Source organism: Pedobacter sp. UBA5917, from assembly GCF_002432345.1.
Lineage (GTDB): Bacteria > Bacteroidota > Bacteroidia > Sphingobacteriales > Sphingobacteriaceae > Pedobacter.
Genome location: NZ_DJDT01000011.1, coordinates 1 through 13,249, shown reverse-complemented (window position 1 = coordinate 13,249; position 13,249 = coordinate 1). Strand labels below are relative to the sequence as shown.

At 38.7% G+C, this 13,249-nt stretch carries 15 protein-coding genes and 1 pseudogene; 8 read left to right on the top strand and 8 right to left on the bottom strand.

The genetic code is table 11. The annotated features are described in order from the left end of the window. Nucleotides 1-68: 68 nt before the first annotated feature. From B2V92_RS00880 to B2V92_RS00860, 5 genes are all read left to right on the top strand, one after another. Complete coding sequence (locus tag B2V92_RS00880; RefSeq protein WP_293303979.1) at nucleotides 69-1,442, top strand: exonuclease domain-containing protein; 1,374 nt, start codon at nucleotides 69-71, stop codon at nucleotides 1,440-1,442. 13 nt (nucleotides 1,443-1,455) lie between these two features. Continuing rightward, the gene (locus B2V92_RS00875; RefSeq protein WP_293303978.1) at nucleotides 1,456-1,896 is read left to right on the top strand and encodes a hypothetical protein; all 441 of its coding nucleotides are present in this window, start codon (nucleotides 1,456-1,458) and stop codon (nucleotides 1,894-1,896) included. A gap of 3 nt (nucleotides 1,897-1,899) precedes the next feature. Continuing rightward, complete coding sequence (locus tag B2V92_RS00870; protein ID WP_293303976.1) at nucleotides 1,900-2,238, top strand: MmcQ/YjbR family DNA-binding protein; 339 nt, start codon at nucleotides 1,900-1,902, stop codon at nucleotides 2,236-2,238. 91 nt (nucleotides 2,239-2,329) lie between these two features. Next, nucleotides 2,330-2,746 carry a VOC family protein gene (locus tag B2V92_RS00865; protein WP_293303974.1) on the top strand — a complete coding sequence of 139 codons (417 nt, stop codon included), beginning with the start codon at nucleotides 2,330-2,332 and terminating at the stop codon, nucleotides 2,744-2,746. A 43-nt stretch (nucleotides 2,747-2,789) separates the two neighbouring features. After that, the gene (locus B2V92_RS00860; RefSeq protein ID WP_293303972.1) at nucleotides 2,790-3,224 is read left to right on the top strand and encodes an SRPBCC family protein; all 435 of its coding nucleotides are present in this window, start codon (nucleotides 2,790-2,792) and stop codon (nucleotides 3,222-3,224) included. A gap of 551 nt (nucleotides 3,225-3,775) precedes the next feature. Here the strand turns inward: B2V92_RS00860 and bioA are convergent. From bioA to B2V92_RS00845, 3 genes are read right to left on the bottom strand one after another with little or no spacing between them, the layout of a single operon-like run. Beyond that, nucleotides 3,776-5,074, bottom strand: coding sequence for an adenosylmethionine--8-amino-7-oxononanoate transaminase (gene bioA, locus B2V92_RS00855; protein WP_293303970.1), 1,299 nt, complete (start codon nucleotides 5,072-5,074; stop codon nucleotides 3,776-3,778). 7 nt (nucleotides 5,075-5,081) lie between these two features. After that, complete coding sequence (locus tag B2V92_RS00850; protein WP_293303968.1) at nucleotides 5,082-5,534, bottom strand: NUDIX domain-containing protein; 453 nt, start codon at nucleotides 5,532-5,534, stop codon at nucleotides 5,082-5,084. Then, a complete protein-coding gene (locus tag B2V92_RS00845; protein WP_293303966.1) occupies nucleotides 5,521-6,507 on the bottom strand; it encodes a cation diffusion facilitator family transporter in 987 nt (328 codons plus the stop codon). Before B2V92_RS00845 ends, B2V92_RS00850 begins: the two co-directional genes overlap by 14 nt. 113 nt (nucleotides 6,508-6,620) lie before the next feature. Here B2V92_RS00845 and B2V92_RS00840 point away from each other — a divergent pair, with 113 nt between their 5' ends. Further along, a complete protein-coding gene (locus B2V92_RS00840) occupies nucleotides 6,621-7,817 on the top strand; it encodes a pyridoxal phosphate-dependent aminotransferase (protein WP_293303964.1) in 1,197 nt (398 codons plus the stop codon). 308 nt (nucleotides 7,818-8,125) lie between these two features. Here B2V92_RS00840 and B2V92_RS00835 read toward each other — a convergent pair whose 3' ends face one another. Continuing rightward, nucleotides 8,126-9,370: an ABC transporter permease gene (locus tag B2V92_RS00835; protein WP_293303962.1), complete on the bottom strand. Its 1,245-nt coding sequence runs from the start codon at nucleotides 9,368-9,370 to the stop codon at nucleotides 8,126-8,128. Between the two features lie 200 nt (nucleotides 9,371-9,570). On the opposite strand from B2V92_RS00835, the gene queA reads away from it, so the two are divergent. Beyond that, on the top strand, nucleotides 9,571-10,620 hold the full coding sequence (gene queA / locus B2V92_RS00830) for a tRNA preQ1(34) S-adenosylmethionine ribosyltransferase-isomerase QueA (protein ID WP_293303960.1): 1,050 nt from the start codon (nucleotides 9,571-9,573) through the stop codon (nucleotides 10,618-10,620). A gap of 74 nt (nucleotides 10,621-10,694) precedes the next feature. Then, a complete protein-coding gene (locus B2V92_RS00825) occupies nucleotides 10,695-11,360 on the top strand; it encodes a 2-C-methyl-D-erythritol 4-phosphate cytidylyltransferase (RefSeq protein WP_293303958.1) in 666 nt (221 codons plus the stop codon). A 280-nt stretch (nucleotides 11,361-11,640) separates the two neighbouring features. Here B2V92_RS00825 and B2V92_RS00820 read toward each other — a convergent pair whose 3' ends face one another. The 4 genes and pseudogenes from B2V92_RS00820 to B2V92_RS00805 all read right to left on the bottom strand — a co-directional run. Further along, nucleotides 11,641-11,799, bottom strand: coding sequence for a lmo0937 family membrane protein (locus B2V92_RS00820; RefSeq protein ID WP_143009563.1), 159 nt, complete (start codon nucleotides 11,797-11,799; stop codon nucleotides 11,641-11,643). Nucleotides 11,800-11,982: 183 nt separating this feature from the next. Further along, on the bottom strand, nucleotides 11,983-12,204 hold the full coding sequence (locus tag B2V92_RS00815) for a DUF2795 domain-containing protein (protein WP_010603503.1): 222 nt from the start codon (nucleotides 12,202-12,204) through the stop codon (nucleotides 11,983-11,985). A gap of 85 nt (nucleotides 12,205-12,289) precedes the next feature. Beyond that, a complete protein-coding gene (locus B2V92_RS00810) occupies nucleotides 12,290-12,838 on the bottom strand; it encodes a cob(I)yrinic acid a,c-diamide adenosyltransferase (RefSeq protein ID WP_293303981.1) in 549 nt (182 codons plus the stop codon). A gap of 147 nt (nucleotides 12,839-12,985) precedes the next feature. Continuing rightward, nucleotides 12,986-13,249 (bottom strand): annotated as a pseudogene (locus B2V92_RS00805) (macrolide ABC transporter ATP-binding protein); the annotation flags it as partial.

Here is a 13,249-nt window from a genome sequence, read left to right as displayed (position 1 = left end):
TAAAGAAATCATCAAAATTATTTTTATACTAATTATTTTAGCATAGATTTGTATTTCAAATCAATTTAATGTTATACGCAGTTGTAGATATCGAAACCACTGGTGGTCACGCCTCAGCAAACGGCATTACCGAAGTGGCCATTAATATTCATGATGGTAATCAGGTAGTTGAATCTTATACTACATTGATCAACCCGAAACAACCCATTCCGGTATACATTACGGCCTTAACAGGTATTGATGATGATATGCTTAAAGATGCACCCACTTTTGATGATGTTGCGCTGCAGATTTATCAATTACTGAACGATAAGATTTTCGTAGCACATAATGTAAATTTCGATTATTCATTTTTAAAACACCATTTAGCAGCCTCGGGTTATGATTTACAATGCAGAAAACTCTGCACGGTTAGGTTAAGCCGAAAACTCATCCCCGGAAAATCGTCCTACAGTTTGGGTAAATTATGTACAGCTTTACAGATCCCCATACAGAACCGGCACAGGGCAGCTGGTGATGCAGATGCAACAAGCATCCTTTTTAACATGCTGCTGGATAACGATCAGGAGGGTATAATTACCGAAATGTTAAAAAAAACCTCGAAAGAGCAGGTTTTACCACCGCATTTAGATAAAGCTTCTATTTTAAGATTGCCCAACCAGCCCGGCGTTTATTACTTTAAGGACAGCAAAGGCAAAATTGTATATGTAGGTAAGGCGAAAGACCTTAAAAAAAGAGTAATAAGCCATTTTACGGGTAATACACCAAACCGCCAGCGACAGGAGTTTTTACGTACCATACACCATGTAGATTTTGTAATCTGCGGTACCGAACTGATGGCTTTGATTTTGGAAGCGAATGAAATTAAACGTTTATGGCCTGAAAACAACCGTGCCATGAAGCGCTACGAACATAAATACGATTTATACGTTTTCGAGGATCAGAATGGGTATCTGCGTTTAGCTGTAGACAAACACAAGAAAAATAACAATGCCATACAGAGTTTTAACAGTTTATTGGAAGGCTACAACTTTTTAACCCAACTGATAGACAAATATCAGCTCTGTGCCAAACTCTGTTACCTGCAAAAAAAAGCCACAAAATGTTATGCGCACGAAAACGGACAATGTTTTGGGGCCTGTAGCGGCATAGAAACTGTATCCGTTTACAATAACAAATTAAAAAAAGCATTAAATGATCTCCAGCAACAACAGCCTAGCTTTGCGCTGGTTGATGAAGGCCGTAAAGAGGAAGAATTTAGCTGTTTAGTGGTAGAAAATGGAAAGTTTTATGGAATGGGCTACTTCACCGACAAAAATTACCTTTCGGCCGGTTTAGCACCGGTTAAAAGCGACCTATCCATTTACCAATCCAATAGTTATATCCTTAATTTAATTTTGAGCCACGCAGAACAACATCCGCAAAAATTGTATAAATTGTAGGAAATTTAGTTCAATGCTATTAAGGTATTCTGCAATAATCCTATTATTATTTTCATCTGCTTTATGTTCTGCACAGAATATAAAGTTCAGTGCAGAAAATATTGGTAAAGAAATATTTCAAAAAACGCAAAATGGTGATACGCGATCAACTTATCTCGGAAAAATAACCGATAAAGACAGCAAAATTCTATTCTATGTAGTGAAAGAGTTCAGCCGGATAAAAGCGGCCAACGTTTATCACGGAAATAGCTGGCTTATATTTTATGGCCCGGAGAAGAAATTCAGCGCAAAGTATCATTTTGACCTGCCCAATGAATTACCATTTAAATTGCATACCAATAAGCTTTATTTTTACGATATAGATGAAAAGCCTGTTAAAGTGTTAAATACCTTAATAGATAAGCAGTTGCCTAAGCTAATATTCAATAGTTCGCTAATTACTTTTACACAATAACTGATGGATAGTTTAACCTTTGTTGCCCATTGCCTATCTTTTGAAGAGGTAACGGAACAGCCACATTTCGAAAAAACCTCTTTTCGCGTAAATAAAAAGATTTTTGCAACGTTGAATATCGAAAAAAACAGCGCTACATTAAAATTATCTGAAATTGACCAGTCTGTTTTTTGTGCTTTTAGTCCTGACAAAATAAAACCTGCAACAGGTGCCTGGGGCAAACAGGGATGGACCATTTTTGAGCTTGACGAATTAAAGGAGGAAATGGTTATCGACGCACTCAGCCTTTCTTATTGTAATGTTGCGCCTAAAAGGCTTTCAGAAAAATACAATAGAGATTAATTGTCTCGAATAGCCCTTTATTTTTTCGTCTTTGGCAAGGATAAGTCCAAAGCATCTTATCTATCTTTACTAACAACAAATATAAAACGTTATGACAAAATCACTTTGGATAAACCTTCCGGTAAAAGACATCAACAAATCGAAGGCATTTTTTACAACATTAGGCTTTAGTCTTAATTTACAATATGGTGCCCGCGAAGATTCGGCCTGTTTTTTAATTGGTGAAAGCAATTTCGCGTTGATGCTTTTCGAAGAATCACTATATGAAGGCTTTGCCGGAACCAGTATTGCAGATAAACGTAGCGGCACCGAGGTGTTATTTTCAATTGATGCCGAAAGTCCGGAAGAAGTAGACGAACTGGCTAAAAAAGTTGTTGCAGCAGGTGGTTCACTTTACGGCGAACCAGGTTATAAAGATGGTTGGATGTACGGTTGCGGCTTTATCGATCTTGACGGACAGCGGTGGAGTGTACTTTATATGGATATGAGTAAAATGCCATTGGGCTAGGCCTCTAAAAATATTTCTATTAATAAATTTCAACCTGATTAAAATGGAAAACGAGCCCGTAATTGTTGAACGTGTATACAACGCTCCTATCGATAAAGTATGGAAAGCTTTAACTGATAATAGTGAAATTAAACAATGGTATTTTCAATTAAAAGAATTCAAACCTGAAATAGGGTTTAAATTTCAATTTACCGGCGGGGCAGACGATGGCCCGCAATACCTGCACCTCTGTGAAATAACAGAATTGGTTGAAGGAAAAAAACTAGCTTACACCTGGCGTTATGATGGCTTAGCCGGCAACTCAGAAGTGAGCTGGGCGTTATTTGAACAGGGTGATAAAACCTTATTAAAACTGACACACACAGGTTTAGAAAGCTTTGCCGCTAACGGACCAGACTTTGCAAAAACCAGCTTTAATGGCGGTTGGAATTACTTTGTTAACGATGCATTAAAAAAATATTTAGAGCCGGAGGCTTAACAGAGATAGATTAGTGGTTCGTGGAGATAGAAACCACTACGACAGGTACTACAGATATAATTGTGATTCTTCACTGCGTTCAGAATCTTTAAGAATAAACCAAGTGTAAGATGTTGTCATCTTTCGCTAACGCTCGTTCTAACGAGCGTTAAATAGGATATCGTTTACAACGATAAAATCGTGTGACTATTTACGCGCTCGTTTGGAAACGAGCGCAAGCATGGATAGATTAGTGGTTCGTGGAGATAGGAACCACTACGACAGGTACTACAGATATAATTGTGATTCTGAACGCAGCGAAGAATCCTTAAAAATAAACCACGCGTAAGATGTTGTCATCTTTCGCTAACGCTCGTTTCTAACGAGCGTTAAATAGAATATCGTTTACAACGATAAAATCGTGTGACTATTTATGCGCTCGTTTGGAAACGAGCTCAAGCATGGCAATTTATATTTATAATACACCCTCTTGTTTATATCAAAAAAGATCTGGTTAAGTGTAAGATGTTACCATCTTACACCACAGATAGCGTCACGCTACAACCTAAAAACTAAATCTCTTCCAGTGCTGTCTTAATCGTTGCATAAATATAATCCAGATCCTCATCGCTGATTACATAAGGCGGCAAAATATAGATAATATTTCCAAGCGGACGCAATATAATTCCCTTATCTAAAAAATAAGCATACAGCAGATTACGCAGGTTACTTAAATAGGAAGTTTCATTTCCGGTTTCCCATTCAATGGCGATAATGGTTCCGGTTTGCCTGATAGCCTTAACTTTCGGGTGTGTTTTAATCTCTTCCAGAAAAAGGGCATGTTTAGCCTCTACCCGCTTAATATTCTGTATGGTTTCATCTTTTAACAGGATATCCAAACTAGCCAGTGAAGCCACACATGCAATTGGATTGGCTGTAAACGAATGTCCGTGATAAAGCGTTTTCAGCTTATCATCGCTTAAAAAAGCTTCAAAAATCTCATTTGTACAGGTAGTTACCCCCAAAGGCATTGTGCCCCCGGTTAAACCTTTGCTTAAACAGATAATATCAGGTTTGTTTGCCAGTTTTTCGCAGGCGAAATAAGTCCCTGTTCTTCCAAAACCGGTCATTACTTCATCTGCTATGGTCAAAATACCCGCTTCTTTACAGGCCGATAAAAGCTGATCAAGATGTTTTGCCTCATACATTAACATACCGCCCGAGCCCAAAATAAGGGGTTCGAAAATAAAACAAGCTACTTCAGTTCGGAGTTCAGAGATTCGAGCTTGGAGTTGTGAGATGTTATCTTCATTCGGCAGATCGATAAATTCGACATCGAATAATAAACTGTTAAAAGCATCGGTAAAAATACTCCGGCCACTAACAGACATGGCTCCGAATGTATCACCGTGATAGGCATTTCTAAATGCTAAAATCTTCGTTTTCGGCTTTCCTTTATTATCCCAGTATTGCAGGCACATTTTTAAAGCCACTTCTACTGCAGTTGAGCCATTATCCGTATAAAAAACCTTTTCCTGCTTACCGGGAAGTATCGGTAAAAGTCTTTCCGCAAGCAACACGGCTGGTTCGTGGGTAAAACCGGCAAAAATCACATGTTCCAGTACCTTAAGCTGTTCTGCTACTTTTTCGGCAATATAAGGGTGCGAATGCCCGTGTATATTTACCCACCACGATGAAACAGCATCTATATATCTTTTACCGTCTTCGTCGAAAACATATACACCTTCTGCTTTTACAATCGGAATATGTGGAAGCGCATTTTTCATTTGGGTATAAGGGTGCCAAATCACCTTTTGATCGCGTTCAGTTAGATTGAGTTTGGAGGTTGGAAACTGGGAGTTATCTGACATAAAATAATTATAATTTAACTGAATATTGTTCTTTTAAAAGTTGGGCAACGGTTTTATCAGTTTTAAAAGTGATCGATTCGATATCCAAATCTTCTATTTTCACCCACCTGAAAGCCTGAAGGATCTCCCCTTCGCCATCGAAATCGTAAATGGTATCCTTAAATGCCAATTGTAAGGGTGCTTTTTCCTTAACCAGATAATAAACACTGATTACCTGACTATCGTTAAAGGATGATTTCTCGTAAAAATCGGTGGTGTAGAAATGTGATAAAACATCGATATCGGCCTCGCATTCCTCAACAAATTCCCTTTTCAAGCCATCAATCAGGCCTTCACCAAGCTCTAACCCGCCACCCGGAAATTTGCTGAAACGGAATCCGTATTCTTCTTCATCACTCACTAAAACCTCGTTATGCCGGTTAATCAATAAACCATAAACCCTTACATTAAAGTAGCTCATTTTCGAAATGTTTTTTGTTTTTTATTACTATTTCTGGTGTCCAGATGATTTCTTTCCTAAAAGCTTCTGCCCTAACCCCACATTCGCTCATGTGGCAATAATGGCAACATTCGGGCAAACACGGATCGGCATGGATAAAAAGTTCCGCCTTTCGCAGTCCGTTTTTATTGATCAGCTCATCTATCTGCGAAATTTCGCGGTGCACTTTGTTCAAATCAAAATAATAAGGCAAAGTTACATGGCAATCGATATGAAATTCAGGTCCATACTGCTGTGTGCGCAGGTTATGTACATCAATCCACGGATTATGGCGGTTTTTTTGGAGCACTTCCACTACCTCTTCAACCAGTGTAAAATCGCTTTCATCCATCAATCCGCCAACCGAGCCACGGGTAAGTTTGTAGCCCGAATAAATAATGTAAAAGCCCACTAACACAGAGAGTAAGCTATCCAGCCAAATAATATTTGTCAGCTGGATCAATATCAGGCCCAATACAATGGCTCCACTCGTGTAAGTATCGGTTAATAAGTGCCTGCCATCAGCCTGTAAAGTAACCGAATGTACATCTTTGCCCACATTGATCAGGTAAAGGCCAACAATCAGGTTAACCAATCCGGTAAAACCGATAATCAAAGTTCCTGCAAGGAGTTCGCCTACGGCGTGTGGATAAACAAGGTTATACGAAGATTTAAAAATAATAGCCACACCGGCCATCAGTATCAATATCCCTTCTACAAAAGCAGAAAAAAATTCTACTTTTCCATGTCCATAAGGATGGTTTTCATCTTTAGGCTGTGTACTTAGATAAATGCTGTAAAAAGCAAAAGCTCCTGCAATTACATTTACAATGCTCTCTGCAGCATCGGTTAAGATAGCGTTAGAACCGGTAATAAAATAGGCAATAAACTTGGCCAGCATCAACAGCACACTCACCACAAGGGATATAATTATTGCTTTCTTTTTAACCTGCACAAGGATATTTTTTCCAAAAATACGCTTAACCGATAAATTAAATGAGAAAAACTATGTCTTTTTTAGTGCAGAATAATATTTGGTTTATATATTTGCGCTCAAAGTAATTAACCATGAGCACCTTATCTAAAAGAATCAACAGCCTATCTGAATCTGCAACCCTTAAAATGACCAAACTTGGCCGCGAATTAGCGTCTAAAGGCATCAATGTCATTAGTTTAAGTGTTGGCGAACCCGATTTTAATACGCCCGACCATGTAAAAAATGCTGCTAAAAAAGCATTAGACGAAAATTATACCCGTTACTCGCCGGTACCGGGATATCCTGATCTGCGCCAGGCTATCGTAAATAAGTTGAAAACTGAAAACAACCTTGATTATGATATTTCGCAGATCGTTGTTTCTACAGGTGCCAAACAATCTTTATCGAACGTAATTTTAACCCTGATCGATCCGGATGATGAAGTGATCATTCCTACACCTTACTGGGTTTCTTATTCGGAAATGGTAACCCTTGCCGAAGGAAAATCTGTTTTCATCGATACCGATATCGAAAGCAATTTTAAAATTACGCCGGCACAGTTAGAAGCAGCCATCACACCTAAATCGAAACTGTTCATGTTTTCTTCTCCATGTAATCCAACCGGTTCGGTTTACAGCAAAGAAGAATTGGCAGCTTTGGTTGCGGTTTTCGAAAAACATCCTAATATCTATATCTTATCAGATGAGATTTATGAGCACATCAATTTCGTGGATAAACACGAATCAATTGCCCAGTTTGATAGCATTAAAGACCGTGTAATTATCGTAAACGGCTTTTCAAAGGCTTTCGCTATGACGGGCTGGAGATTGGGTTATATCGCAGCAAATAAAGAAATTGCCGCTGCTAACGATAAATTACAGGGACAAACCACCTCTGGCACATGTTCTATTGCTCAAAGGGCGGGTATTGTAGCTTATGAGCAGGGTTTAGCGAGTGTTTTGGAAATGAAAGAAGCATTTTTACGCCGCAGAGAACTTGTATACAATCTATTGAACGAAATTCCTGGCGTTAAAACCAATCTTCCGGATGGTGCTTTCTATTTCTTCCCCGAAATCAGCTCGTTCTTTGGTAAAAAAGATGCAGATGGAAATGTAATCAAAGATTCTTCTGACCTGGCTTTATATTTATTGAATGTTGGCCATGTAGCAACTGTTGGTGGCGATTCGTTCGGTAACAACAATTACATCCGCTTATCCTACGCTGCATCAGATGAAAGTTTGGTTGAAGCATTAAGAAGGATTAAAGAAGCATTAGGTAAATTAGCTTAATCAGTTTACAGTTGGCAGTTTTCAGCTAACTTTATAATGAAAAAACCTCCGTTAATTAAGTTTAACGGAGGTTTTTTTTGCTATTATACTAGTTTTACAACGCACTCGTCACCCTGAATTCATTTCAGGGTCTTTATTGCATTTTTTGATGATTTGAAAATGAAAGCCAGTATTTCATCGGATACCGCATTCCTTCTTTCTGTTCCAAGTCCTCTCCCGATGAAAAATCGGGATTGCGGGCTTTTCACTTCAATAAGGTTTATTAACGACGGCAACTGCTAATTGCAAACTTTCAATTGCAAACTAAACTAGCTTCTGATCGCTTCAACCGGATCCAGTCTTGATGCCGAATAAGCCGGCCAAAAGCCCGAAATGACGCCGATAATAACCGATATCCCGATACCCAATACAATATTGTTTATACCCAGCGAAATATAAAATCCTGTACCAAGGCCAACAACCAAAGCAACCAGATAAACGAGCAGTAAGCCGAGCAATCCCCCTAAAATACAGAGCAAAATAGACTCAAAAACAAATTGGAGCAGGATGAAATAGTTTTTAGCGCCCAACGACTTCTGTATCCCGATGATATTGGTACGTTCTTTAACGGAAACAAACATAATATTGGCAATACTGAATCCACCAACCAAAATAGAGAATCCACCTATAATCCATCCGGCCCAGTTTACCATTACAAACATCGAATCGAGTTTGTTGGATATAATGGTGGTTTTATTCAAAGCAAAATCTTCTTCCTGTCCTGGCCTGATCCTGTGTATAGAGCGCATTAAACCCTGCAGCTCGCTTTCTACTTCTTCGAGTGTAACGTTATCTTTTCCCCTCACTGTAATCTGCGGTCCGTAGCGTTCACTTTGTATATCGAGTACACCTTTTGCAAAATTTATGGGAATATTAACATTTTTATCCAGTGTGGTTCCGAAAATATCTTCACCTTCCTTTTTAAATACACCTATAACCGTGAGCCTTCTGCCCAGTACCTGAACCTGTTTGCCTATCGGATCTTCCGAACCGAACAGTCCCTGGGCTATATCGGCGCCCATAAGCATTACCGGAGTACCATAATTGCTCTCTGATTCGGTAAAATAACGGCCAGACTGTAGTTCAAAGTTCCAGGTTTTATTAAAATCATGCGAAGCGGCCGAAACTGTAATCCCTTCAACCGAATTACTCCTGTATTTGATTACCCTATCGCTGGTAGAGATTTCAAAAGTAATCCCCTGGGCATTTTCCATACGCTCCCTCAGGTTGGCAAAGTCTCTTAAAGAAGGCTGAGGGCGGTTCATATATTTCCACCATGGATAATTATCGCTGAAACTCCACGGCCATTTCTGCACATAAATAGTGTTCGAACCCAGTTTATCTACACTTGATTGAAGTTTGCCCCTAAAGGTATCAACACCCGAAAAAACAAAAATAACAATAAATATACCGATGGTTATGGCCAAAAGCGATAACATGGTACGTAATTTATTCTGGCGCAACGCATCAAATGCAAAACGGAAACTCTCGCCTATTAGCCTAAAGATTATCATAATTAAGGTTTAGATGCAAAGCCGTTAAAAAGGTTACAGCTGATTTTCAAAACTATTAAATTTTACATCTACAATGGCGTTAAAATATGTATTATTCGACATAAAATAGGGTAAAACATAATATACTGTAATTGCGTTTGATAAAATACGGAAAAGAAAAATTAAATTCGTATTTTTGCACCTCAAAAAATTCATCAAGAATGAAATTATCACAATTCAAATTCAACTTACCCGAATCATTAGTAGCCAACAATCCGGCTGAAGAGCGCGACGAAGCCCGCTTAATGGTATTGCATAAAGACAGCGGTAAAATTGAACATAAAATTTTCAAAGACGTTTTAGGTTATTTCGATGACAAGGACGTTATGATATTAAATAACACTAAAGTTTTTCCTGCCCGTTTATATGGCAACAAAGAGAAAACCGGTGCTACTATCGAAGTTTTCTTATTGCGTGAATTGAACAAGGAATTACGTTTATGGGATGTACTGGTTGATCCGGCGCGTAAAATCCGTGTAGGTAACAAATTATACTTCGGCGACGATGATTTATTGGTAGCTGAGGTAGTTGACAACACTACATCACGTGGCCGTACCATCCGTTTCCTTTTCGAAGGTACCGATGAAGAATTCAGAAAGAACGTGGAGATTTTAGGTGAAACACCACTTCCCAAATACATTAAACGTAAAGCAACTGCTGAAGATAAAGAGCGTTATCAGACTATTTTCGCCAAACATGAAGGCGCTGTAGCTGCTCCAACTGCAGGTTTACACTTCAGCCGCGAGTTAATGAAACGCCTTGAGCTTAAAGGTGTAGAATTTGCAGAAGTTACTTTGCACGTTGGTTTAGGTACTTTCAGAACAGTTGAGGTTGAAGATTTAACCAAACACAAAATGGATTCTGAGCAGTTTATCATCGAGCAGAAAGATGCAAACATTGTAAACAAAGCAATAGAAGAAAAAAGAAAAGTTTGTGCAGTTGGAACAACTTCAATGCGCGCAATCGAATCGGCTGTTTCTGCAAACAGGACATTAAAAGCAGCTAACGACTGGACCAGTAAATTTATCTTCCCTCCTTACGATTTCAGTATTGCAAATTCAATGATCACCAATTTCCACACACCAGAGTCTACTTTATTGATGATGGTTAGTGCATTTGGCGGTTACGAAAACGTAATGAATGCTTACGAAGTTGCGGTAAAAGAAAAATATAAATTTTACAGCTATGGCGATGCCATGCTAATTATCTAGATTTGAGTAGTGAGATATGAGATTTGAGTTAATCAGGTCTCATATCTCAAATCTATAATCTCATATCTTAAAAGATGAAATACTACGCTATAATTGTAGCAGGCGGTTCTGGCAATCGGATGCAAACAGAAACCCCAAAACAATTTCTACTGCTCAAAAACCTTCCGGTTCTGATGCACACCATTAAGGCTTTTGCCCAAAGCGATACCCAACCCAAAATTTTATTGGTTTTAAGCAAAGATCAGCAGGCCTATTGGTCGAGATTATGCGAAGAATTCAATTTCTATGTCCCACATGATGTAATTGATGGTGGCAAAGAACGCTTCCATTCGGTTAAAAATGCGATTGAAACCATTGAAGAAGAAAGTTTTGTAGCCATACACGATGCTGTGCGACCTTTAGTATCCAAATCTTTAATAGATAACTGTTTTAAAGCTGCTGAGACGCAGGGAAATGTTATTGCAGCCATACAATCAAGCGATAGCGTAAGGATGCTTAGAGACGATAAAACATCAGCTTTAAAGCGGGATGAGATCTATCTGGTACAAACGCCACAAACTTTTAGCCTTAATATCCTTAAAGAAGCTTATAAACAGGATTTCGCCGGCCATTTTACAGATGATGCCAGTGTGGTAGAATCAATTGGCTACGGCATTAATATTATTGAAGGAGAAAGGGGAAATATAAAAATTACCTACCCTATTGATCTGGAACTGGCAGAGCTGCTGCTGAAAAATTAAGAACCATAGCCCAAGTAATAATATTCTTATTAAACGCCCTTTACGGTGCTTAAATACAGCACCGTCACCCTGATCCTATAGCTATCGGATTCATTTCAGGGTCTATTATGCGAGCAAGATGCCGACCACGAAGTAGCTATTAGACCTTTGAAAACAATAAAAACGGCTAATAAAATAAATTCAGCATGACGATCACGACAACAAAAAGGAGTCCCGAAATTTCGGGACTCCTTTTTGTTTCAATAGCATCTGAGGCTACTGAATGTTCGCTGACTATATTTTATGCAGCCCTGCCAATAATCTTGAGCAGGATTGCAATAACTGCGATTACCAATAAAACGTGGATTATTCCGCCAACGTCGCCGAAGCCGTGAAATATAAATCCGATCACCCATAGTATCACCAATACTACTGCGACTAAATACAATAAATTTCCCATAGTGTTAATTTTTTAGCAATGTTATATTATTGATGTATTAACACGTGGCTTTTGACTTTTGTTTAAAAAATGTAAGTTTTTTATTAGCGGAGAGCGAAAAGCGTATGGCGGTTGGCGCGACAGATAAAACAAAAAAAGCAAATCCTTTTGAGATTTGCTTTCCGTTTCTATTCGATCAAATAATTAATATTCGTCTTCGTTAAAGAAGAAATCTTCTTTAGTCGGATAATCCGGCCAAATTTCCTCAATTGTTTCATAAGGCTCGCCATCATCTTCAAGTGCCTGCAGGTTTTCGATTACCTCAACAGGTGCACCAGAACGGATACCATAATCAATTAATTCGTCTTTAGTTGCAGGCCATGGTGCGTCTTCCAAGTGCGATGCTAATTCTAATGTCCAATACATATCTTCAATTCTATTAAATTCTAATTCTTATTATTGCGCAAATTATATTAAAATTTTCGAGCAAAACAAACTTATTTTTCCACTATTAAACACGGGGGATCCAAACGTTTTCTTCTGCTTTGAAATACGTTGTCAGTTTTCGTGCCAAAACGAACAGATAATCACTCAAACGGTTCAGATAAATCGTTACGTGCTCATCCACAAAGCTGTTTTCTGCAAGTTCTACTGTAAGTCTTTCTGCCCTGCGGCAAACACACCTAGCAATATGACAGTAAGATACTACAGTATTTCCGCCTGGCAGCACAAAATGTTTTAAAGGAGGCAGGCTTTCATTAGCTGCATCCATCTCATTTTCCAGCAGGATAATGTCTGAATCGTGCAGATCGGGGATTTTCATTTTCGATTTTTCGGGATCAGCGGCAAGCGATGCACCAACAGTGAATAACCGATCCTGGATCTCTTTTAAAAGCTGCTGATCGTGCGCTTCAATATCCTGGCACATAATTAAGCCGATGTATGAATTTAATTCATCAACCGTGCCGTAAGCTTCAATACGTAAATGATATTTTGGAACGCGGGTACCACCAATTAATGAGGTTTGTCCCTTGTCGCCTGTTTTAGTGTAGATTTTCATGCTGAAATGGTTTAAGGCATAAGGTTTAAGGCTTAGGGCTTTCGAAGCGCTATCCCTAATACTCATACCATCAACCTTAATTTATTTTGTTAGAAAGATTTAATAACCAGGTGATAAAACTTAGCCCTATACCTTATACCCTCAACCTCAATTCATTTTCTCCCAATCGCTGCCATTATCTTTCAATGCCTGCAAGCGTGGGGAAACATTTTTAATATCAGTGTTCAAATAGTCGTTCTCAATCAATCCATCACGCATACGCACAATACGGTGTGCATGCTGCGCAATATCTTCCTCGTGCGTTACCAGAATAATGGTATTCCCCTTACTGTGGATTTCTTCCAATAAACCCATAATCTCTACCGATGTTTTGGTATCGAGGTTACCTGTTGGCTCATCGGCCAAAATAAT